This is a genomic window from Actinomadura livida, from assembly GCF_014648675.1.
Taxonomy (GTDB): Bacteria; Actinomycetota; Actinomycetes; order Streptosporangiales; family Streptosporangiaceae; genus Spirillospora; species Spirillospora livida.
In genome coordinates, this window is record NZ_BMRO01000014.1 from 115,092 (window position 1) to 137,672 (window position 22,581).

Sequence of the window (22,581 nt, forward strand, 5' to 3'; positions counted from 1 at the left end):
CAGGGCGTCCTTACTTCTGTAGAGAAAACGGTGATGTACCGGCCCCTTGTCACCCTCCGGCCCTAATGTGACACCGCCGGTGACTGCGCGCCAGGTTCCGAGTCTTCGAGGTGAGAACGTGATGGCACGCGAGATGTGCAAGGTGACGGTGGGGCTCACGGTGCTCGCGCTCGGGCTCACGGGGTGCGCCGGGGGAGGTGACGACGCCTCCGCGGCGGGCAGCCCCCGCGACGGCGGCACGCTGCGCGTCATCGGCTCGTCCGACGTCGGGCACCTCGACCCCTCGGCCGTGGCGAGCGTCGGCGCCTACGGACTGTCCCGCACGTTCGCGCGCACGCTGCTCGGGACGCGCGCGTCCAACGACTTCCAGGAGACGATCCCCGTCCGGCCCGACATCGCCGAGCGGCTCCCGACCCGCGAGAACGGCGACATCGGCAAGAACCGCCGCACGTACACGGTTCGGCTGCGCGAGGGCGTCCGGTGGAACACCGAGCCGCCGCGCCCGGTGACCGCGCAGGACTTCGTCCGCGGCTTCAAGCGGCTGTGCAACCCGGCGTCCCCGTCCGCCGGCAAGGGGTACTTCATCTCCACGCTCAAGGGCATGGAGGAGTTCTGCGACGGCTACACCGCCGTCGACGCCAGGAACGCCGGGGCGATGGCCGCCTACCAGCGGTCCCACGAGATCGAGGGCGTCCGCGCCAAGGACGACCGGACGCTGGTGTTCGAGTTGAAGCAGCCCGCGAGCGACTTCCTCAACCTGCTCGCGCTGCCGTTCACCGCCGCCGCGCCCGAGGAGTACGACAGGTACGTCCCGGACTCGGCGGAATTCCGGCAGAACACGCTGTCGAACGGCCCGTACCAGATCAGCGAGTACAAGCCGGGCATGTCCTACCTGCTCACCCACAACCCGGTCTGGCGGCAGGAGAGCGACCCGCTGCGCGAGCGGCACGTGGAGAAGATCCAGATCACCCTCGGGCAGGACTCGCCGGAGACCGTCCAGCAGCAGATCGAGCAGGACGCCGCCGACCTCGCGTGGGACCAGCCCGTCCCGACGTCCGCGATCCCCCGCCTCCGCGACGACCCGCGGTTCGCGATCAGGGAGACCCCGAGCAACAGCCCGTACCTCGTGTTCAACACGCTCAGCCCGAACAACGGCGGCGCGCTCGGCAAGCGCGAGGTCCGCCAGGCGCTCCAGTACGCCGTGGACCGCAGCGCCCTCATCAAGATCGTGGGCGGCCCGGCGGTGGCCCAGCCGCTGCACACGGTGATCCCGCCCGGCAACTCCGGCTACACCCCCGCGAACCGGTACCCGACGCACGGCGAGTCCGGCGACCCCGCCAAGTGCCGCGAGCTGCTCGGCAAGACCGGCCACCGCGGCCTCACGCTGAAGTTCCCGTACCGCACCAACAGCATCCACAAGCTCATCGCCCAGTCCATCGCCGAGAACCTCGACGCCTGCGGCGTGAAGACCGAACTCACCGCCGACTCCGGCGGCTCCTTCTACGCCGGGACGATCTCCACCCCCGCGAACGCCCGCACCGGCAAGTGGGACATCGCCGCCCCCGGCTGGACCCCCGACTGGTACGGCAACAACGGCCGCTCCATCATCCAGCCCCTCTTCGACGGCCGCGGCTACGGCCAGAACTCCACCAACTACGGCGGCTACAACAACCCCGAGGTCAACGCCCTCATCGACGCGGCCCTCACCGCCCCCGAACCCGCGCACGCCGCCGGCTACTGGCAGCAGGCCGACCAGAAGATCATGGAAGACGCCGCGATCATCCCCCTGCTCAGCCGCTCCCACACGATCTTCCACTCATCCCGAGTCCACGGCGCCTACTTCCTCCCCACCACCGCCAGCTACGACTACACAAGAATCTGGCTTTAGCAGTGTCCTTTGCATCGCCCTCGGCGGCAGGCGCTAGAGCGCCTTCCTTCAACGGGCAATGCGCGCGATCGCTGCTGTGCTTACTGCATCGCCCTTGGCGGTCAGGCGCTGGAGCGCCTTCCCTTCGGCGGGCAATGCGCGCGATCGCTGCATCGCTCCGGCTCGCCCAGGGGCTCGCTGCGCGATCAGGTTTCTCGCAGGCTCGAAACCTGCCTTCGGACGCGATCGCAGGCATCGAGGTTGTTGCGGGGTTGCGGCGGTGGCTGAGGTCGTCGCAATCCCACCGCAAGCCCGGCGCTGGCGGGGGATGCTGCCGGGTGGTTTGGTGGGGTGGGTGGTGTCTTGTTGTGGTGGGGGCGGCATAGGGTGACCTGGTGCGGTCGGGTGAGTTGCGGGAGATTCTGCGGGGGCGGGATTTTCGGCGGCTTTATGGCACGCGGCTCGCGTCGCAGTTGACCGATGGGGTCTTCCAGGTGGCGCTCGCGGGGTACGTGTTCTTCTCGCCGGAGCGGCAGACGACCGCGGCGAAGGCGGCGGCGGCGTTCGCGGTGACGTTGCTGCCGTACTCGGCGCTCGGGCCGTTCGTCGGGGTGTTCATCGACCGGTGGCGGCGGCGGCAGATCCTCGTGTGGACGCCGGTGCTGCGGGCCGTGCTGGTGCTGCTCGTCGCGGCGCTGGTCGCGGCGGGGCAGGACGGGACCGTCTTCTTCCTCGGGGTCCTCGTCGTCCTGGGCGTGAACCGGTTCTTCCTCGCGTCGCTGTCGGCGGCGCTCCCCCACGTGGTCCGGCGCGACCAGCTGGTGACGGCGAACGCCTTCTCCGTCACGTCCGGGACGGTCGTCGCGTTCGTCGGGGCAGGGGTCGGTTACCTGCTGCGGCAGGTGTTCGGGGCGGGGGACGTCGGGACGGCGCTGATCCTCGTGGCGGCGGCCGGGCTGTTCCTGGTGGCGGGCTCGATCGCGACGCTGCTGCCGAAACGGCTGCTCGGGCCGCACCCGGCCGAGGCCCCCGTGTCAGGGCCCGTGCAGCCGGACGCGCCGCGGCTCGTCGAGGCGCTCCGCGTCGTCCTGGACGGCCTGGTCGACGGCGCGCGGCACCTCCGGCGCCGACCGGAGGCGGCCCTGGCGCTCGGCGCGATCTCCTTCCACCGCTTCCTGTACGGCGTCGTGCTGATCATGACGCTGCTGCTGTGCCGGAACCACTTCGCCGATGACCCCGACGAGGGGCTGGAGACGTTCGCGCTGATGCTGGGCGTGTCCGGCGCCGGGTTCTTCGCCGCGGCCCTCATCACGCCGGCGGTGGTGCGGCGCATCGGCAAGCGGGCGTGGGTGGCGGTGCTGTTCGCCGCGGCGGCGGTGAGCCTGCTGGCGCTGGGCATGCCGTTCGCCGAAGGTCCCTGGGCGGCGGCCGCCTTCGCGTTGGGCGTCGTGTCGCAGGGCGTGAAGCTGTGCGTCGACACGACGCTGCAGGAGGGGGTCGAGGACGCCTACCGGGGCCGGGTGTTCGCCGTCTACGACATGCTCTTCAACGCGGTGTTCGCCGGTGCAGCCGCGGCGGCCGCGACATGGCTGCCGGTGGACGGACGCGCCGGCGGCACCCTTCTCGCGGTGGTCGCCGCGTACGCCGTCGGCGCGGTCTTCTACTGGTCGGTCACCACGCGCAGGCCCGCGCGGGCACTCCGCTGACGCGGTCCGTTCACAGGGATTCGGCGATGGCGTGCAGCGCGGCGGCGATGTGCAGGACCTCGTCCTCCGTGCAGACGTACGGCGGCATCGTGTAGACCAGCTTGCCGAACGGGCGGAGCCAGACGCCGTGCGCCATGGCGACCTCCTGCGCGGACGCGACGTCCACCGGCTCCCGCGCCTCGACGACCCCGATCGCGCCGAGGACGCGGACGTCGGCGACACCGGGGAAGTCCGCCGCGTCGTGCAGTTCGGCCGTGAGGATCGCCTCGATGGCGTCGACCTCGTCCCGCCAGTCGCGCGACAGCAGCAGGTCGATGGACGCGGACGCGACGGCGGCGGCCAGCGGGTTGGCCATGTAGGTCGGGCCGTGCATGAGGGCGCCGGCCTCCCCCGACGTGATGCCGTGGGCGACCCGGTCGGTGCACAGCGTGGCGGCCATGGTCAGGTAGCCGCCGGTCAGCGCCTTGCCGAGGCACATGATGTCGGGGACGACCTCGGCGTGGTCGCAGCCCCACAGCTCGCCCGTCCGGCCGAAACCGGTCGCGATCTCGTCCACGACGAGCAGGACGCCGTGCTCGTCGGCGACGTCGCGGAGGTGGCGCAGGTACTCGGGCGCGTAGAAGCGCATGCCTCCCGCGCCCTGGACGATCGGCTCCACGATGATCCCGGCGAGCTCGCCCGCGTGCTCGGCGGCGAGCCGGGACACCTCGTCCAGGTACGCCTGCTCGGGGTCCGCCGAGTAGCCGAGCGGGGGAGCCGGCGCGAACACGTGCTCCGCCAGGACGTCCCGGAACAGGTGGTGCATCCCGTTGACCGGGTCGCAGACGGCCATGTCGCCGAACGTGTCGCCGTGGTAGCCGCCGCGGACGGTGAGCAGCCGGTGCCGCTCGGGACGCCCCTGCGACCGCCAGTACTGCAGCGCCATCTTGATCGCGACCTCGACGGCCACGGACCCGGAGTCGGCGAAGAACACCTTCGTCAGCGGCTCCGGGGTGATCTCGACGAGCCGCTCGGCGAGCCGGACGGCGGGCGGGTGCGTGAGCCCGCCGAACATCACGTGCGCCATCTTGCCGAGCTGCCCGGTGACGGCCGCGTTCAGCTTCGGGTGGTTGTAGCCGTGCACGGCCGCCCACCACGACGACATCCCGTCGATCAGCTCGGTGCCGTCCGCCAGCGTCAGCCGCACCCCCGACGCGGAGACGACGGGAAGCGCGGGCGCCGGCGCGGGCATCGGCGCGTACGGGTGCCAGATGTGCTCCCGGTCGAACTCCAGCATCCGCTCGGTCTCCCGCGGGCTCATCCGCCCGAGCTGCAGCGGGATCATTCCCCGGACCCCTCCGCCGGGACGATGCCCTCGGCGGCGGCCCAGCGGCGCAGCTCCTCCGCCGCGGCGTCCTTGCCGATCATGCCGCGGTCGAGGCGGAGGTCGAGCAGGAACCGGTACGCCTTGCCGACGAGCGGCCCCGGCTTGATCCCGAGGATCTCCTGGATCTCGTTCCCGTCGATCTCGGGACGGATCGCGGCCAGCTCCTCCTCCTGCGCCAGCCGCTCGATGCGGGACTCGAGGTCGTCGTAGGTGCGCCGCAGCCGCTCGGCTTTGCGCCTGTTGCGCGTGGTGCAGTCGGCCCGGGTCAGCTTGTGCAGCCGGGACAGCAGCGGCCCGGCGTCGCGGACGTACCGCCGGACGGCCGAGTCGGTCCACTCGCCGGTGCCGTATCCGTGGAACCGCAGGTGCAGCTCCACCAGCCGGGACACGTCGGCGACGACGTCCTTGGGGTAGCGCAGCGCGGTCAGCCGCTTGCGGGTCATCTTCGCGCCGACGACCTCGTGGTGGTGGAACGAGACCCGCCCGCCCGGCTCGAAACGCCGGGTGCGCGGCTTGCCGATGTCGTGCAGGAGCGCCGCGAGCCGCAGGATGAGGTCGGGACCGTCCTCCTCCTGCGCGATGGCCTGCTCAAGGACGATCAGCGAGTGCTCGTAGACGTCCTTGTGCCGGTGGTGCTCGTCGATCTCCAGCCGCAGCTTCGGCAGCTCGGGCAGGACGTGCGCGGCGAGGCCGGTGTCCACGAGGAGCGCCAGCCCCTGCCGCGGGTACTTTCCGCAGACGAGCTTCGACAGCTCGTCCCGGACCCGCTCGGCGGAGACGATCTCGATGCGGGCGGACATGTCCGTCATGGCGCGGACGACGTCCGGGGCGACCGTGAAGCCGAGCTGCGAGGCGAAGCGGGCGGCGCGCATCATCCGCAGCGGGTCGTCGCCGAACGAGTCCTCGGGCTTGCCGGGCGTCCGCAGGACCTTGTCCCGCAGGTCGGTGAGCCCGCCGAAGGGGTCGACGAACTCGTGCCCGGGCAGCCGCGCCGCCATGGCGTTGACCGCGAAGTCGCGCCGGCGCAGATCCTCCACCAGTGACGTCCCGTACGACACGACGGGCTTGCGCGACTTCGGGTCGTAGGACTCGCTGCGGTAGGTGGTGATCTCCAGCTCGACGCCGTCCTTGCGGAGGCCGACGGTGCCGAACTCGATGCCGATCGTCCAGTGCGCGTCCGCCCAGCCGCGGATGATCTCCAGGGTGCGCTCGGGCGGGGCGTCGGTGGTGAGGTCGACGTCCTTGGTCGGACGGCGGAGCAGCGCGTCCCGGACGGGACCGCCGACCAGGGCCAGCTCGTGACCGGCCGCCGCGAACCGGGCCCCGAGATCGTCGGCGACGGGCGCGATCCGGCGCAGCAGCTCGGCGATCGCGGTACGCCGCGAGGACTCGGGTGTCACGTTCTGGTTGGGCACGGCCATCAAGCGTATTTCCTTGCGAGACGGGCTGACAAAGGACTTTCCGATGATCGGCGGGGCCCGCGCGCGAATCCTTGCGGGGCCGAAGGAGGACGGGACCCTTCACATGCCGCGATCCCCGGGTTACGTTCTGGACACCCCGATGACGCCATCGCGACCGCCGGTGAGCCCTCCGCACGACAACGGTAGCGGGACACAGCAGGGCCACGGCCCGCCGCGTGTGCGGCTGAGGCGCATCGCGAGTGTTTTTGCACGACGTATGGCGAGGGTTAAACCGGACGTCTCGGGTATGTGGGGATATCCCTCGCAGATTGCGATCCAGGGGGACACAGGGAAACCAGGCACGGGGGTGAGCGGGGCGACCCCCGCGGGATGGAGCCGAAGATGAAGGACGCTCTGACCATCCACCGCGCGCTGCTCGAATGGGAGGCCGTCCACGAGATCGTGCGACTGCCCTTCGCGCTCGCCCACGCCGACGAGCTCCCCAGAGCCCTCGGCCTGCCCTCCGAACGGTGCCTGGTGACGCGCGTCTACTCCTGCGACGACGCCTTCGGCGACCAGCGCTTCCTGACCGGCGTGATCGTCCCCGCGGGCGGCCGCCCGTCCACCGACGCGGTCCGCGCCACGGTCGGGGCGAAGACCGTCCGCCCGGCCCACGCGGACCTCGTCAACACCGCGACCGAGTACGCGGCCAACCTGGTCTGCCCCCTCCTCCTCCCGGACGACATGCCCGTCTTCGTAGACCAACGCGTCATGGACGCCCTCCCACCCGACGACGTCGTCTACACGGCAACCGGCGAAGCCTCCACCGCCCTGGGCATCCGAGCCCGCACCCTCTACGCCCTGACCCACGCCAAACCAGCCGACCTGACCACCCCCAAAACCCCAGTCCCCTAACCCACCCCAAAGGCGACCCCACCGCACGCGACCAGGCCAGACCGCAACCCTGCGAGAAGTGGAAGCGGTCAAACGCGATCGCGAGCTTGCGGAGCATCTGACAGCGCACAAGCCCACGGCAAGGGGAGCGGGCCAAACCCCCAAGCGGCACACATACGTGGTGACCCCAGCCACCACAGCAACCCCGCAACAGCCTCAACGCCTGCGATCGCGTCCGAAGGCAGGTTTCGAGCGAAGCAAGAAACCTGATCGCGCAGCGAGCCCCTGGGCGAGCCGGAGCGATGCAGCGATCGCGCGCATTGCCCGTTGAAGGGAGGGCCCTCTAGGGCCCGACCGCCGAGGGCAATGCCATAAACTCACCCCGTGGTGCGGGATACGGATGCCCGCCGGTCCGAGGCGGCCAGGTGCGTGGCCGGTGCGGCTTTTGGAGTCGGCCCGGCGCTCGGCGGCGCCTGGGCGGATGCGGCGTGAGACGCGTCAAACGCGCGGTCGCGCTGGCCGCTCTCCTGCCCTGTTTCGCGTTGGCGGCGCCGGCGGCCCTGGTGCCTCCGGCCGCGGCGTCGGCGCAGCCCCAGAAACTGGCGTTGCAGCGGGCTCAGGTGGGGGTCGGGCTGACGAAGGTGAGCCCGAAGACGGTCCGCGACAACTCCAAGATCGAGATCTCGGGGCTGGCGAAGAACCGTACGGGCGAGCAGCTCGCCGGGCTCACGCTGCGGCTGCGGTACAGCGCGCAGCCGGTCCTCAGCCGGAGCCAGCTCGACCAGTTCTCGACCGGCCAGCCGAGCCTGATGCCCAATGTGGGCCCGCAGCAGCCGCTCAGCGGCGCGGTCGCGCCGGGTGCGACGCAGAAGTGGACGTTCAAGACCAGCGCCGGCGCGCTGCGGCTGAACGCCCCGGCCGGCACCCCGGGCGTCTACCCGGTGGGCGTCGAGGTGCTGAACTCGGCGCAGCAGGTGGTCGGCGGGCTGACGACGTTCCTGACGTTCATGCCGAAGCAGCGGCATTTCAAGCAGGTGGCGGTCAGCTGGGTGTGGCCGCTGGTCGACCGGATGCACCGGACCGACGACCAGACGTTCTTCGACGACCGCCTCACCCAGGACCTGGCGCCCAGGGGGCGGCTCGGGTCGCTCGTGGACGCGGCCGCCGCGACGGACACCCCCGTCACGTGGGGCATCGACCCGGCCCTGCTGGACGACGCGCAACGCATGGCGTCCGGCGACTACAGGGTGGAGCCGTTCGGCGCGAAGGCGGCGGAGAAGGAGAAGAGCGCGGCCGCGGCGGCGTGGCTGGCGGCGCTGAAGAACGCGTCCAAGAGCGACCCGTACTTCACGCTGCCGTACGGCGACCCCGACGTCGTCGCCCTCATCCGCCACAAGATGCCGCGCGACATCGATGTCGCGTTCGCCGCGCGCAACACCGGTGTCGCGACACAGGTCCTCGGCCGGGCGGCGAACGCGAACGTCGCCTGGCCGGCGTACGGCGCGGCCGGTCCTGGAACGCTTGAACAGCTCGCCGAGCACGCGCTGAAGGACGGCGGGTCGTTCCTGATGAGCAGCTCGCAGTTCCAGCCCCCGCAGACTGGGGAGCTGCCGAACGCGACCACGAAGGTGCCGACGAGGGCGGGCGAGCAGAACGCCCTGCTGTTCGACGAGAAGCTCAACAAGATCGTCAGCGAGGGTTCGGAGTCGTCCTACGGCGCGCTGCTGACCGAGCAGCGCTTCCTCGCCGAGACGGCGATGATCGCGGCGGAGGCGCCGAACCAGCAGCGCACCGTGGTCGTCGCGCCCGACCGGCACTGGAACCCGGCGCCGGGTCTCGCGGAGAAGCTGCTGAGGTACACCGGCGACGCGGCGTGGCTCCGCGACCTGCCGCTGGACGAGATCGAGTCCACCGCCCCGCAGGCCAGGGCGTTCAACGGCTACCCCGACTCCTTCGAGCGGTTCGAGGTGGGGGACGCGCACCTCGCGCAGATCCGGACGCTCGCCCGCCGCGCGGCGACGTTCCGGTCGGTGATGACGAACGACGTCAACATCTCCTACGAGCGTGCGCTGCTGCGCCTGGCGTCGGTGTCGTGGCGGGCGATGCCGGGTCGCGCGAAGCAGTCCCGCAACGCGCTCACGCATCGGATCGAGTCCGACATGAGCCAGGTCCGCATCGTCACCACCAAGAACAAGCGGGTGCTGATGGGCGGCAGCTCCGGCAAGCTGCCGGTGCTCGTGGAGAACACGCTGCGGAACCAGTCGGTGCGGGTGCGGCTCGTCGCGACGTCCGAGAACACCGCGAAGCTCCAGCTCGCGCAGCTGGACCCGGAGGAGGCGGTCATCGAGCTGCGGCCCGGGGAGCGGGCGCAGCGGTGGATTCCGGCGCAGGCGGCGGGCAACGGGAACTTCCGGGTCCGCCTCGACCTGGCGATCCCGAACTCCGGCGGGCGGACGCTGGGGAACGGCGAGACCATCACGGTCGTCACGACCGGATACGGGCGTATCGCACTGCTCATCACCGGCGGCGGACTTGCCGTACTCTTCGTGGGCGTCGGAGTGCGGGCCATCAGAGCAAGGCGCCGCCGGAAAGCGGAGGCAGCCGGTGACGGAGCGGGACCAGCAGGGACGCCCCCCGGGACGGGACAGCAGGGGTACGGGTTCCCCGGCGCAGGGCTCGCAGGGCCCGGGCTACCCACCCCCGGGCTCTCCGGGGCACCCGGGGCAGGGCCACCCGGCGCAGGGCATGCCGCAGGGTCCCCCGCCGGGCCCTCCACAGGGTCCTCCGCCGGGGCCGCCGCAGGGACCGCCCCCGGGATGGACCCCGCAGCCCCCCGGGACGCGGTACCCGAGCCCGCAGCCGACGGGAACTCCCCCGGGCGCGGCGGGCGCACCGCCGGCGACGGGGAACCCCGCGGCGGCGGAGACCGCGACTGACATCCCCCTCCCCGGCGGGAGCGGCGAGCCGGCGGTGGACACGCGCACCGGCGGCGGCCCGGGGGAGCCCCCCAAGGGCGGCGGCACGGGCCAGGCGACCGGTGGCGGCGGCGGCCTGCTGCGCTCCGGCGCGATCATGGCGGTGGGGACGCTCGCGTCCCGCGTCACCGGGTTCCTGCGGACGGCGGTCATCGTCGCCGCGCTCGGCACCGGGATGCTCGCCAACGCCTACAACACCGCCAACACGGTCCCCAACCAGATCTACGACCTGCTGCTCGGCGGCATCCTCGTCAGCGTCATCGTCCCGCTGCTGGTGCGGGCCAAGGAACGCGACCGCGAGTACGGCGAGCGGTACGAGCAGCGGGTGTTCACCCTCGCGGTGATCGGCCTCGCCGTCCTCACCGTCGTCGCGGTGCTGTGCGCGCCGCTGTTCATCGACATCCTCGCGGGCAGCTTCACCGGCGACCAGCGGGACGTCGCGATCCTGTTCGCGCGGTTCTTCCTGCCCCAGCTGTTCTTCTACGGCGTCGGCGCGTTCGCCGGGGCGATCCTCAACACCCGCGGCAGCTTCGGCGCCCCGATGTGGGCGCCCGTGCTGAACAACATCGTGGTGATCGCCATCGGCGGCGCGTTCCTGGCGATCACCGCCGGGCCGGTCACCCCGTCCGACATCACCGACGGCCAGATGATGCTGCTGTCCCTGGGCACCACCGGCGGGATCGTGCTGCAGACGGTCGCGCTGTGGCCGTCCCTGCGCCGGGTCGGGTTCCGGTGGCGGCCGCGGCTGGACTTCCAGCGCGGCGAGATCGGCGAGGTCCTGCGGCTGGGCGCCTGGACGCTCGTGTACGTCGTCGCCACGCAGGCCGCGTTCGCCGTCGTGACCGCGCTGGCGAACCGCGCCGGGAACCTCGCGGTGGACGAGGGCATCGGCGAGGGCTACGGGTACACGCCGTACTTCAACGCCTACCAGCTCTTCCAGCTGCCGTACGCCATCGTCGGCGTCTCGGTGATCACCGCGCTGCTGCCGCGGATGAGCCGGTTCGCGGCCGAGGGCAAGACCGCGGACCTGCGCGCCGCGTTCTCCACCGGGCTGCGGCTCTCCTCGGTGATCATCATGCCGGCGGCGGCGCTGATGCTGGTGCTCGGCCCGGAGATCACCACGGTGCTGTTCGCGCACGGCAACACCTCGGCCGACGACGCCCTGGTCATCGCGCGGGTGATGCAGATGTTCGCGATCGCGCTCGTGCCGTTCTCGATCTACCAGCTGATGCTGCGGGTCTTCTACGCCCACCGCGACACCAGGACGCCCGCGCTGATCGGCATGGTCACCGTCACGACCAACATCATCATGGCGTTCACCGCCTACAGCGTCCTCGACGTCCGGTGGATCGTGGTCGGCATCGCCGGCGGGTTCGCGATCACCAACGTGGTCGGCACGCTGACCTGCTGGCTGGTCCTGCGCCGCAAGCTCGGCGGAATCGACGGGCGCCGCATCGTCGGCGGCCACCTGAAGCTCGCGGTCGCGATCTGGCCGCTGATCGGGTTCGCCTACGCCACGCACACCGTCGCCGACGCCGTGGGCGACACCTCCACGCTGGTCCCGGCGCTCATCACGCTGGTCGTCGGCTCCGCCGGCGGCGGCATTCTGTACCTGGTCTTCGCGAAGCTCCTGCGGGTGGACGAGGTCCAGACGGCGATCTCCACCTTCGCCCGGAAACTGCCCGGCCGCTGACCTCCGCGCCCGGAAAGCACGGCAAAGTAAAAAGGACGCGCGGCGATAAGGCGGGCCACTCGTGCGAGTAGCCACTACCATGTGGGGGACTACGGCTTGCGGGGCGACACCCTGGGGAACGCAAAGAGGAGGGTCGGAGGCGTAAGCTGCCACGCCACTAACATGGGATCTGACCACCTGCGCAGGACGCTGCCGTGAGCACGTCCGTCATCGAGCCCGGCACACGTCTCGCCGGCCGCTACCGGCTTGAGGAGCGCATCAGCGACTCAGGCGGATCGAGCCTCTGGAAGGCCATCGACGAGATCCTCGCCCGGGCCGTCGCCGTCCGCACCTTCGACCCGAAGTTCCCCCGGATCGGCGAGGTGGTCACCTCCGCCCGCGCGGCGAGCCGGCTCACCGACCCGCGGCTCACCCAGGTGTTCGACGCCGACGACAGCGGCGAGAGCGCCTACGTCGTCAGCGAGTGGGTCGCCGGCGAGACGCTGGAGGGCATGCTCGCCAAGGCGCCGCTGGAGCCCGGCCGCGCCGCGACGCTGCTGTACGAGGCGTCCGAGGCCATCGCCGCCGCGCACGCCGCGGGCCTGTCGCACCTGTGCCTCACGCCCCGCGACCTGGTCTGGACGACCGGCGGCACGGTGAAGCTGCTCGGCGTCGCGACCAACGCCGTCCTCGGCGACATGCACTCCGACGACCCCGGCGGCGACGACGTCCGCGGCCTCGGCCGGATGCTGTACGCGGCGCTCACCGCGCACTGGCCCGGCGACGAGAGCGGCTCCGCGCTGCCCGCCGCGCCCACGGCCGACGGCGTCCCGTACGCGCCCCGGCAGGTCCAGGCCGGCATCTCGCACGCGGTCGACGCGCTCGTGTGCCGCTGCCTCGGCATCGGCCGGGCCGAGCCGCTCGCCTCCCCCGCCGACCTGGCCAAGGCGCTGCGCGGCGTCCCCCGGACCCCGCTGCCGCTGTTCGCCGGCCTCGGCAACGCCCAGCCGCCGACCCCGCGCCCCGCGGCTCCCCGCCGCGCGACGTCGACGACGACGCGGCCGGACCAGCCGTCCGCGCGGGACCGCACGCACGCGTCGCACGTCCCGCCGCCGCGGACGCGCGCCCAGCACGCCGACTACGCGCCGCCGGCGTCGTCGTCCACCCGCACGACACCGGCCCGCAGCCGCGGCGCGCACAGTGGCGGCAGCGGGTCCGGGCCCTTCGGCAACCGCGCCCTCCTCGGCGTCGCCGCGGCGGCGCTCACCGTCATCGTCGGCATAGGCGTCTGGGCGCTGTCCAGCGGCGGCGGCGACCCGGAGGACGGCGGCGTCACCGACCCGGGCCAGCAGAGCGCGCAGCCCAAGCCGTCCGTGGTGAAGCTGGACGCGCAGAACGCGGCCCCCTTCCAGGACTCGCGCCCCACCAACCAGGACACCGCCATCGGCGACGACATCGAAACGGTCATCGACGGGCGGCCGAGCGGCGAATGGGCGACGCAGCGCTACGCCGACGCCAACTTCGGCAACTACTCCAAGGGCCTCGGCGTCCTGCTCGACATGGGCAAGCCGGTCGACATCGCCAACGTCAAGATCCACTCGCCGGTCAGCGGCGGAACGCTGCAGGTCAGGGTCGGCGACTCGCAGTCGCTGAGCGGCCTGAAGGCGGTCGGTCAGCAGACGCCCAACGGCGGCGAGATCACCGTCACCGCCAACCCGCACGTCACCGGGCAATACGTCCTCGTCTGGTTCACCAAGCTCCCCTCGTCGCCCGCCAAGGGCAGGCTCGGCGAGGTCACCGTCTACGGCGCGGCGGGCTGATCACCCTCGTTACGGCGCTCCTGAGCTGTGACGAGGAGTGGCGCATGTCTGTATCGTGCCTGTGAGCAGATTGTCCCCTCGCCCCCAGGAACCTGTGGTGCATTCCCCAGCAGCCGGTCGTGGACGCCCCGCACCGACCGAGCGTCCAGAACACGAAAGCGGCCGCTCATGACATCGGTGAGCATGCGTCGGGTCGACGAGGTGCCCGACAAGGAGCTCCTCGCCCGCCACGCCCAGGGGGACCCGCACGCGTTCGCCGAACTCGTGCACCGCCACCGCGACCGCATGTGGGCCGTCGCCCTGCGGACCATCGGCGACCCGGAGGAGGCGGCGGACGCGCTGCAGGACGCCTGCCTCTCGGCGTTCCGCGCCGCCGCGCGGTTCCGCGGCGACGCGGCCGTCACCACCTGGCTGCACCGGATCGTCGTGAACGCGTGCCTGGACCGCATCAGGCGCAAGTCCGTCCGCCCGGCGACGCCGATGGGCGACGACGCCACGTTCGACGCCGTCGCGCCGAAGATGCCCGACCCGACCGACGCGCACGGCGTCTCCCTCGACGTCAGCACGGCGCTGCAGCAGCTTCCGTACGAGCAGCGCGCCGCCCTGGTCCTGGTCGACATGATGGGCTACTCCGTCGACGACGCCGCGCAGGTCATGGAGGTCCCACCCGGAACGATCAAGAGCCGGTGCGCGCGGGGCCGCGCCAGGCTCGCGCCGCTTCTCGTGCACCACCGGAACCGACGGGAACACAAAAACGTCGGAGGTGTGGAAGGAGGTGGCATGCCCAAGTGAACCCCGCACATCTTGACTACGACGTCTTGGCCGATCTGGCCGAGGGACTGCTCGAAGACGACGAAGCCGCCTCCGTCAGCGCGCACCTGGACACCTGCGCCGAATGCCGCGACCTGTCCGCCGACCTTGCGGACGTGTCCCGGATCCTGGCGGAGGCACCCGTGCCGTCCATGCCCGCCGAACTGGCCGAGCGCATCGACACCGCGATCGCCGCGGAGTCGCTGAACACGGCCACCGTGGTGAGCATGGAGCAGCGGCGCGGAAGGCGGCATTGGCGGATACTCTCGGCGGCCGCCGCGGCCGTGATCGTGGTCGGCGGCGGAGCGGCGGTCGGCTCGATCGCCCTGGACGGGGCGGACAGCGAGGACGGCGCCGCGGCGACCCCGCCGCAGGACAGCTCCGCCTCGGCCGAGGTCGGGCCGAAGGCGGCCGTTCCATCGCCCGCACCGGCCTTCAACGTCGCCCGCAGCGGCACCGACTACCGGGCCGGCGAACTCGGCTCCCAGGTCGCCGAACTCCTGGACAGCAGGCGGCAGGCCGCCGCCGCGGACCCGGCCGGTCCACGGCTCAGGGGCTGCGTCTACGCCGTCACCCAGGGGAAGGCTCCCGACCTCGTCGACGAGGCCGCCTACGAAGGGAAACCCGCCTACGTCATCGCGGCACGCGGCGACGAGTCCGGCAAGTGGAACGTCTGGGTCGTCGGTCCGGACTGCTCCGCCGGCGACCCGGGCGTCCTGAAGACGCTGAAGAACACCTGACCCGCCCCGCGCCCGGCCGCCGCCCGCGCTCTAGAGGGAGTCCAGGAAGTCCAGGGCGATCGTCCAGGCGCGCTCGGCGGCCTCGGCGTCGTGGTCGGGCAGGTCCGGGTCGGTGAACAGGTGCCCGGCGCCCCGGTAGCGGAAGACCTCCACGTCCGCGCCCGCGCGGCGCATCCGCAGGTACCAGGCGTTCAGCCAGTCGACCGGCTCGTAGGTGTCGGGATCGGCGACGTGCAGCTGGACGGGGATGTCGGTGGAGACGTCGTCCGCCATGTCGGACGTTCCGTGCAGAAGCAGCAGCCCGGCGGCCTTGGCGTCCGCGAACGCGAGGTTCTGGGCGAGCGAACCACCGAGCGAGAACCCCGCGTACACGAGGCCGCCCTCACCCACCAGCGGCGCGGCCGCCGCCACGGCCCGCCGCAGCAGCTCGTCCCGGCCGATCTCCTCCTTGATCTCGATGCCCGCCTCGGGCGTGTCGACGACCCGCCCGTCGTAGAGGTCGGGAACACGCACCTCATGCCCGGCCGCACGCAGCCGCTCGGCCGCCTGAAGCACCGCGGGCCGCAACCCGTACATCGAGTGGAGAAGCAGAACACGCGCCATGCCCCACACCCTATGACCAAGCATGCGGACGGCCCGGCTCATAGCGATCAGCTCCGAAGGCGGGTTGTGAGCCCGCGGGAATCCGATCGGCCGGCGCCTCCGGCAGGTCGGGAGCGACGCCGCGCGATCACGCCACAGGCCCACCGCAGGGCCGCCGCAGGGCCGGCCGGAGGCCTCTTCAGTGCCCGACGCTCGGGCGCCGCAACGGACACGCCGGTGTGGCGGGAATCAGCGGGGCCTAGGATCGGTTGACGCGACTAGCGGCATAGGTGGCCATGGAGGAGAGGCGCAGAACAGTGAGCGACGTCCGTAACGTCATCATCATCGGATCGGGCCCCGCGGGCTATACGGCCGCCGTCTACGCCGCCCGCGGCGACCTGAAGCCGCTGGTGTTCGAGGGTTCGGTGACGGCCGGCGGTGCCCTGATGAACACCACCGACGTGGAGAACTTCCCCGGCTTCCCGGACGGCATCCTGGGCCCGGACCTCATGGACAACCTGCGCAAGCAGGCCGAGCGCTTCGGCGCCGAGCTCATCACCGACGACGTCACCGAGGTCGACCTCACCGCGGACCCCAAGGTCGTCAAGGTCGGCGATGAGACCTACCTCGCCAGGACCGTGATCGTCGCGACCGGCTCCGGGTACCGGGAGCTGGGCCTGCCGGACGAGAAGCGCCTGTCCGGGCGCGGCGTGTCCTGGTGCGCGACCTGTGACGGCTTCTTCTTCCGCGAGCAGGACATCGCCGTCGTCGGCGGCGGCGACACCGCGATGGAAGAGGCGATCTTCCTCACCAAGTTCGCCCGCTCCGTCACCGTGATCCACCGCCGCGACCAGCTGCGCGCCTCCAAGATCATGCAGGAGCGCGCGTTCTCCAACGAGAAGATCAAGTTTCTGTGGGACAGCGAGGTCACCGGCATCACCGGCGACGACCGCGTCACCGGAGTGACCGTCCGGAACACGAAGACCGGTGAGGCGTCCGCGCTGGAGGTCACCGGCCTGTTCATCGCGATCGGCCACGACCCGCGCAGCGAGCTCTTCGCCGGCCAGCTGGAGACCGACACCGACGGGTACCTGCTCGTCGACGCCCCGACCACGAAGACGAAGGTCCCCGGCGTGTTCGCCTGCGGCGACGTGGTCGACCACATCTATCGTCAGGCCGTCACCGCTGCCGGCACCGGCTGCGCGGCCGCCATCGACGCCGAGCGGTGGCTCCAGGACCAGGACGCCGCGGACAACGTCCCGCAGTCCTGAGTCACCGTCACGCGCGTCCACCCCCGGACGCTTTGTCGTGCTCCGGGGCTCGGCCCGGCCATCAACGTCCGCCTCCGGAGCACGACCGCCAGACACGCGCGGAGCCCCGCCTGCGCGCGAGAACAGAAGGAGAACCATGAAAGCCGTGACCGACGCCGACTTCACGTCCGAAGTCCTGGAAAACGACAAGCCCGTTCTCGTCGACTTCTGGGCCGAGTGGTGCGGCCCCTGCCGCATGGTGGCGCCGATCCTGGAGGAGATCTCCAAGGAGCACGGCGACAAGATCGAGATCGTGAAGCTCAACATCGACGAGAACCCGCAGGTACCGCAGAAGTACGGCATCATGCAGATCCCGACGATGAACGTCTACAAGGGCGGCGCGGTCGTCAAGCAGATCATGGGCGCCAAGCCCAAGGCGGCCCTCCTGAAGGACCTCTCCGAGTTCATCTGACCCTCGAACTGCGCCTGTGGCCCGCACTCCGCCAAGGAGCGCGGGCCACACGCATCTAAGCAACCTGCATGCACGAGACCTGCAGCCCGAGACCTGCAGCCCGGGACCTGCATGTAGGCGACCTGCATCCGCGGAGCACGCACGTGCGAGAGACGCATCTGGGAAACGCGCATCTGCGAGAGACACGTGTGTTGAAAAAGCGTGCCCCGCCCGCCCAGGGGGCGGACCGCTTACCTCCAGCGTCAAGCCTCACCAAGACGTGGGGCAGCGAAATCGCGTCCTGTGGATAACCCGTTGTGGAGAGACCCCGCCCCGCCGGGGGGAAGGGCGATACGGGCGTGGTGGACGCAGGGGACGTCGTCGTCGAAGGGCTGAGAGAGTCCTAGACGGGCCGTAGGGCGCCTTCCGGGGTCATGGAGCCGAGGAGGCGTTCCAAGGCGACCTCGACGTCCTCACGCCACGAGAGGGCCGACTTCAGCTCCAGCCGCAGCCGCGGATACCGGTGATGCGGGCGGACGGTCTTGAAACCGACCGACAGCAGGTAGTCGGCGGGCACCATGCACCCGCCCTCCTCGCCCTTCAGGTCGCCGAACGCCTCGATCGCCTTAACCGCGCGCCGGGTGAGGTCCTTCGCGACGCCCTGCACCAGCATCCGGCCGAGTCCGCCGCCCGCGAACTCCGGCAGGATGTGCCCGGTCATCATCAGGACCGCGTCCGCGCTGACGGGACTCGTCGGGAACGCCACCGAGCGCGGGACGTACAGCGGCGGCGCGTACATGACGAAACCCGCGGGGACGTTGTCGACGTACACGATCTTGCCGCAGCTGCCCCATTCGAGGAGCGTCGAGGAGGTCCACGCCTCCTTCTCCAGGGCGGAGTCACCGGTCGCCAGCGCCCGGTCCCGGCTGACCGGGTCGAGTTCCCAGAACACGCAACTGCGGCAGCGATGTGGCAGATCGCCGAGATTGTCCAGCGTGATGTTGACGAGACGACGCGACACCGGGTCGGCACCCCCTGTTGCGATCGAAACCTGCGGCCGGGCCGGGCCGGCGGGCTTCTCGGGCGGAACGCCACTCGCGGAATCCCCGGAAACATTCCGGGATCCTCGGGCATCGTATCGGACAGGGGAGTCCCTACCCCGATGGCGCGCCCGGTAAGGATCTTGTGCCGGAACCGTCCGCCCGAAGCGTCGCGGCGACAGGACGAACCGGGGCGGCGCGCCAGGGTCTGCGCCGGATCGTCCCAGCCAATGGCGTAGTTTGCAGGGCAAGCCAGTCCACCTCGGAGGTGCCTCGTGGAACAGCATTCGCGCACAGATGCCTACACCGATCGCTATGCCGCGCGCGCCGCCGGCATGGTGCCCTCCGAGATCCGGGCTCTGTTCGCGATGGCCGCTCGTCCCGAGGTGGTCTCCCTCGCCGGCGGGATGCCGTACGTCTCCGCGCTCCCCCTCGACGCCGTCGGTGGGATGGTCGGGGAGCTGGTCGCGGGCAAGGGCGCGGACGTCCTGCAGTACGGATCGGCGCAGGGCGACGGGCAGCTCCGCGAGCACATCTGCGAGGTGATGTCCCTCGAAGGCATCCAGGCGTCCGCGGACGACGTCGTCGTCACCGTCGGCGCCCAGCAGGCACTCGACCTCATCACCAAGATCTTCATTGATCCGGGCGACGTCATCCTCGCCGAGGCGCCGTCCTACGTCGGTGCGCTCGGCACGTTCGCGTCCTACCAGGCGGACGTCGTGCACGTCCCCCTGGACAACGCGGGCCTCGTTCCCAGCGCGCTCCGCGAGACCCTGGCGCGGCTGCGCCGGGAGGGACGCTCGGTCAAGTTCCTCTACTCCGTCCCGACGTTCCAGAACCCCGCGGGTGTCACCCTCACCACCGCGCGCCGCGCGCAGATCCTCGAAATCTGTGCCGAATACGACGTCCTGGTCGTCGAGGACAACCCGTACGGGCTCCTCGGCTTCGAGGGCGAACCCATGCGGGCGCTGCGCGCGGACGACCCGGACCGCGTCATCTACCTCGGCTCGTTCTCCAAGACGATCGCCTCCGGCCTCCGCGTCGGCTGGGTGCTGGCGCCGCACGCCGTCCGGGCCAAGCTCGTGCTGGCCGCCGAGTCCGCGATCCTGTGCCCGTCCAACTTCTCCCAGCTCGCCGTCCGGGAGTACCTCGCCACGCAACCGTGGCGGGAGCAGATCAAGGACTTCCGCGAGCTCTACCGGACTCGCCGCGACGCGATGCTCGACGCCCTCGAACAGCTCATGCCGGACGGCTGCACCTGGACGCGTCCCAGCGGCGGCTTCTTCGTCTGGGTGACGCTTCCCGAGGGCCTCGACGCGAAGGCCATGGCGCCCCGCGCGATCGCCGAACGGGTCGCGTACGTCCCGGGGACCGGCTTCTTCGCCGACGGGACCGGCCACCGCCACATGCGGCTCTCCTACTGCTTCCCCGAGCCCGGCCGGATCCGCGAGGGCATCCGGCGGCTCGCCGGAGTGGTGGAGGATGAGATCCGGCTCCGGGACACCTTCGGCGGGGCCGTCACGGGCGGATCCACCGGCTTCCAGGCGCCCGGCCCGGACGTCGTCTGAATGTTTCACGTGAAACGCGCCGGCCTCGCCGACCGGGAGGCCGGCGCTTTCGTTTCGCACCCCGTCACGTAGAGGAGCACCAACCAGTGGAACTCGGGCATGTCGTCGTCCTGGCGGGGGGACTCTCCTACGAGCGGGAGGTCTCACTCCGCTCAGGCCGCCGCGTATCGGACGCACTGCGCGCCCTGGACATCCCCGTCGAACTCCGCGACGCGGACGCGACACTCCTCGACTCCCTCACCGAGGACCCGCCGGACGCCGTGTTCCCCGTGCTGCACGGCGCCGCGGGGGAGGACGGCTCGATCCGCGACATCCTCGAACTCCTGGACGTCCCCTACGTCGGCGCCCGTCCCGACGCCTGCCGTGTCGCCTGGGACAAGCCCACCGCCAAGTCCGTCGTGCGACGCGCCGACCTCCGAACCCCCAAGTCGGTCGCGCTCCCCAAGGAGATCTTCCACGACCTCGGCGCGGCGTCCGTCCTGGATCGAATCATCGGCAGCCTCGGCCTTCCGCTCTTCGTGAAGCCCACCCGAGGCGGCTCGGCTCTCGGCGCCTCCGTCGTCCACGACGCCGCCGACCTCTCCGCCGCCATGGTCGGCTGCTTCGCCTACGGCGACTCCGCACTCGTCGAGCAGTACGTCGCCGGCACCGAGGTCGCCGTCAGCGTCATCGAACGCGACGGCGTCCCCGTGGCGCTCCCCGCCGTCGAGATTGTCGCCCCCGGCGGACGCTACGACTACACCGCCCGCTACGACGCAGGCGACACGGAGTTCATCACGCCGGCCCGCCTGACCCCCGACGCCACGGCCCGCGCCACCGCCGCCGCCGTCACAGCCCACCGCGCGCTCGGTCTCCGCGACCTCTCCCGCACCGACCTCATCGTCTCCCCCGACGGCGAGGTCCACTTCCTGGAAGTCAACGTCGCCCCCGGCATGACCGAGACGAGCCTCTTCCCCCGAGCCATCAGCGGCGCCGACCTAGACCTAGGCGAAGTCTGCCGAGACCTACTCGCCACCCGCCTCACCTAACCCCCCGGCGCACGCGCCATACACCTACGCGGCAAGCGCATCCCCCATGCCCGCCACCCACCACCCCGCCGCGCCCCCGCCACGTCGCCCACCCGACACGACGCCCACCCGACACGCCCTCGTTCCCCCGCCCACCGCCACGTCGCCTCGCCTCGCTTCGCTACGCCTCCTCGCCCCGCCGCCCAGGTGACGTCCCTTGCGGATGATTGCCTCGGCGTGCTGATAGTCGCGCCGCTCGCAGGTTTCACGTGAAACCAGGGCGTGGTTTCTGTGCCGGGTCCGGTCCCGTGGCGGCATTGGCGTCCAGCAGGTGAGTCACCCCCTGCTCCATCGGCAACGACCGCCAAGAGGACTTCTTCCCTGGCGCTCCATCTACGCCCGCGGTCCACGACCACTGGGGAGTCAGCGCGTGTGGCCGGTGAGCTCGTTGTTTCACGTGGAACATGGTCGGGAGATTCCTGCGCAGGGGACCGATTCCGTCGCACCAGCCGACGAACGAGCCCGCCTCCCCGCGCTCTCAGGGGACCCACGTCGGCCGGCCAACGATCGGTGACCCCACCCGGAGCTTCACCAAGCGCGAAGGCCGGTCCGCGCGAAGATCCGCCACAGCAGACGGACATTCGCAGTCAACAGCCACCAGGCCAGCAGGTGGCCTGAGCGGTAACCGACCAGAGCGGAAGCACCGTCCCAGCGACAGACCCTCAGTGTGGAGACCGGTCGGTGCGGAGACCGGTCGGCCAGAGACCGGTCGGTGCAGAGACGGTCAGGGCCAGAAGCCAGGACCGCGAGGCCGGACGCGCGCAGCCGCGCCGCCGTCCAGACCTCCGCTAGCGCCCGTGCCGCGCCCAGTCATCGTCTCCGACAGTCCCCGGTCACCTCGTCCTGGCCCGTCCACTCACCGATTGAGCGGTCGAGTGGGTGTCGGGGGACGAGTCTTGGCGAGGGTACGTGGAGATAGTGGACTTGCGCTGCCCGCCATCATCGCCAGGCGATGAGGTTGACCGGCGAGCCGAGTCGTTCCTCCTCGGTACGCTCAGGCAATGAGCGTCTCCCTCTACTACTCTGCGATCCGGCCTACCCCCCTCACGGACGGTGAGACGGCCGCTGTCAATCGGATCGTCGCCGCGCACATGGAGTCCTTCCCGTACGAGTACGAGGAGACTCTGTACCTGTACGAGAACGGGGCCCAGGAGCCGGACGAGATCGTGGCCGGGGCCACGAAGATGCCGACCGATTTCGACCGGGTGGTACCAGTGCTCGATCATGTGCTGGGTTCGCTGACGGAGCTGCGCCGGTCGCTACCCGGCGCCGAGTGGCGTGTCCACATGGACGACTTCGATATTCCGTGGGACGAGAACGACGGCTACACCTTGCCCGAGTAGGCGGGGGAGACAGCCAACCTACCGAGAGAC

General features: G+C 71.0%; 17 protein-coding genes. 13 read left to right on the plus strand and 4 right to left on the minus strand.

The window, feature by feature from the left end:
* The first annotated feature begins 121 nt into the window (after nt 1-121).
* Nucleotides 122-1,888 (plus strand): ABC transporter substrate-binding protein, encoded by a 1,767-nt coding sequence (locus tag IEZ03_RS29545; protein ID WP_229808664.1) that lies wholly within the window; start codon nt 122-124, stop codon nt 1,886-1,888.
* A 374-nt stretch (nt 1,889-2,262) separates the two neighbouring features.
* Nucleotides 2,263-3,573 (plus strand): MFS transporter, encoded by a 1,311-nt coding sequence (locus IEZ03_RS29550; protein WP_184890160.1) that lies wholly within the window; start codon nt 2,263-2,265, stop codon nt 3,571-3,573.
* A 10-nt stretch (nt 3,574-3,583) separates the two neighbouring features.
* Here IEZ03_RS29550 and bioA read toward each other — a convergent pair whose 3' ends face one another.
* Complete coding sequence (gene bioA, locus IEZ03_RS29555; RefSeq protein WP_184890161.1) at nt 3,584-4,897, minus strand: adenosylmethionine--8-amino-7-oxononanoate transaminase; 1,314 nt, start codon at nt 4,895-4,897, stop codon at nt 3,584-3,586.
* A complete protein-coding gene (locus tag IEZ03_RS29560; protein WP_184890162.1) occupies nt 4,894-6,360 on the minus strand; it encodes a CCA tRNA nucleotidyltransferase in 1,467 nt (488 codons plus the stop codon). The genes bioA and IEZ03_RS29560 overlap by 4 nt, the downstream gene beginning before the upstream one ends.
* Nucleotides 6,361-6,741: 381 nt before the next feature.
* On the opposite strand from IEZ03_RS29560, the gene IEZ03_RS29565 reads away from it, so the two are divergent.
* From IEZ03_RS29565 to IEZ03_RS29585, 6 genes are all read left to right on the plus strand, one after another.
* A complete protein-coding gene (locus IEZ03_RS29565; protein WP_184890163.1) occupies nt 6,742-7,254 on the plus strand; it encodes an aminoacyl-tRNA deacylase in 513 nt (170 codons plus the stop codon).
* A gap of 467 nt (nt 7,255-7,721) precedes the next feature.
* Complete coding sequence (locus IEZ03_RS38255) at nt 7,722-10,169, plus strand: DUF6049 family protein (RefSeq protein WP_229808666.1); 2,448 nt, start codon at nt 7,722-7,724, stop codon at nt 10,167-10,169.
* 34 nt (nt 10,170-10,203) lie between these two features.
* On the plus strand, nt 10,204-11,901 hold the full coding sequence (gene murJ / locus IEZ03_RS29570; protein WP_229808667.1) for a murein biosynthesis integral membrane protein MurJ: 1,698 nt from the start codon (nt 10,204-10,206) through the stop codon (nt 11,899-11,901).
* A gap of 194 nt (nt 11,902-12,095) precedes the next feature.
* A complete protein-coding gene (locus tag IEZ03_RS29575) occupies nt 12,096-13,700 on the plus strand; it encodes a protein kinase family protein (protein ID WP_184890165.1) in 1,605 nt (534 codons plus the stop codon).
* Nucleotides 13,701-13,868: 168 nt separating this feature from the next.
* Nucleotides 13,869-14,492, plus strand: a complete 624-nt coding sequence (gene sigM / locus IEZ03_RS29580) for an RNA polymerase sigma factor SigM (protein WP_184890166.1) — start codon at nt 13,869-13,871, stop codon at nt 14,490-14,492.
* The gene (locus IEZ03_RS29585) at nt 14,489-15,250 is read left to right on the plus strand and encodes an anti-sigma factor family protein (protein ID WP_184890167.1); all 762 of its coding nucleotides are present in this window, start codon (nt 14,489-14,491) and stop codon (nt 15,248-15,250) included. The genes sigM and IEZ03_RS29585 overlap by 4 nt, the downstream gene beginning before the upstream one ends.
* Nucleotides 15,251-15,280: 30 nt before the next feature.
* Here IEZ03_RS29585 and IEZ03_RS29590 read toward each other — a convergent pair whose 3' ends face one another.
* The gene (locus IEZ03_RS29590; protein WP_184890168.1) at nt 15,281-15,853 is read right to left on the minus strand and encodes a dienelactone hydrolase family protein; all 573 of its coding nucleotides are present in this window, start codon (nt 15,851-15,853) and stop codon (nt 15,281-15,283) included.
* A 296-nt stretch (nt 15,854-16,149) separates the two neighbouring features.
* Here IEZ03_RS29590 and trxB point away from each other — a divergent pair, with 296 nt between their 5' ends.
* Entirely contained in the window at nt 16,150-17,103 is a 954-nt protein-coding gene (gene trxB / locus IEZ03_RS29595; protein ID WP_184890169.1) for a thioredoxin-disulfide reductase, read from the plus strand.
* A 136-nt stretch (nt 17,104-17,239) separates the two neighbouring features.
* Complete coding sequence (gene trxA, locus IEZ03_RS29600) at nt 17,240-17,554, plus strand: thioredoxin (RefSeq protein ID WP_184890170.1); 315 nt, start codon at nt 17,240-17,242, stop codon at nt 17,552-17,554.
* 382 nt (nt 17,555-17,936) lie between these two features.
* On the opposite strand, the gene IEZ03_RS29605 is transcribed toward trxA, so the two are convergent.
* Nucleotides 17,937-18,554: a GNAT family N-acetyltransferase gene (locus IEZ03_RS29605; RefSeq protein ID WP_184890171.1), complete on the minus strand. Its 618-nt coding sequence runs from the start codon at nt 18,552-18,554 to the stop codon at nt 17,937-17,939.
* A 354-nt stretch (nt 18,555-18,908) separates the two neighbouring features.
* Here IEZ03_RS29605 and IEZ03_RS29610 point away from each other — a divergent pair, with 354 nt between their 5' ends.
* The 3 genes from IEZ03_RS29610 (at nt 18,909) to IEZ03_RS29620 (ending at nt 22,551) form a co-directional block, all read left to right on the plus strand.
* Nucleotides 18,909-20,141: an aminotransferase-like domain-containing protein gene (locus tag IEZ03_RS29610; RefSeq protein WP_184891018.1), complete on the plus strand. Its 1,233-nt coding sequence runs from the start codon at nt 18,909-18,911 to the stop codon at nt 20,139-20,141.
* A gap of 86 nt (nt 20,142-20,227) precedes the next feature.
* Nucleotides 20,228-21,169, plus strand: coding sequence for a D-alanine--D-alanine ligase family protein (locus IEZ03_RS29615; RefSeq protein ID WP_184890172.1), 942 nt, complete (start codon nt 20,228-20,230; stop codon nt 21,167-21,169).
* Between the two features lie 1,040 nt (nt 21,170-22,209).
* Nucleotides 22,210-22,551, plus strand: coding sequence for a hypothetical protein (locus tag IEZ03_RS29620; protein WP_184890173.1), 342 nt, complete (start codon nt 22,210-22,212; stop codon nt 22,549-22,551).
* The last annotated feature ends 30 nt before the right edge of the window (nt 22,552-22,581 follow it).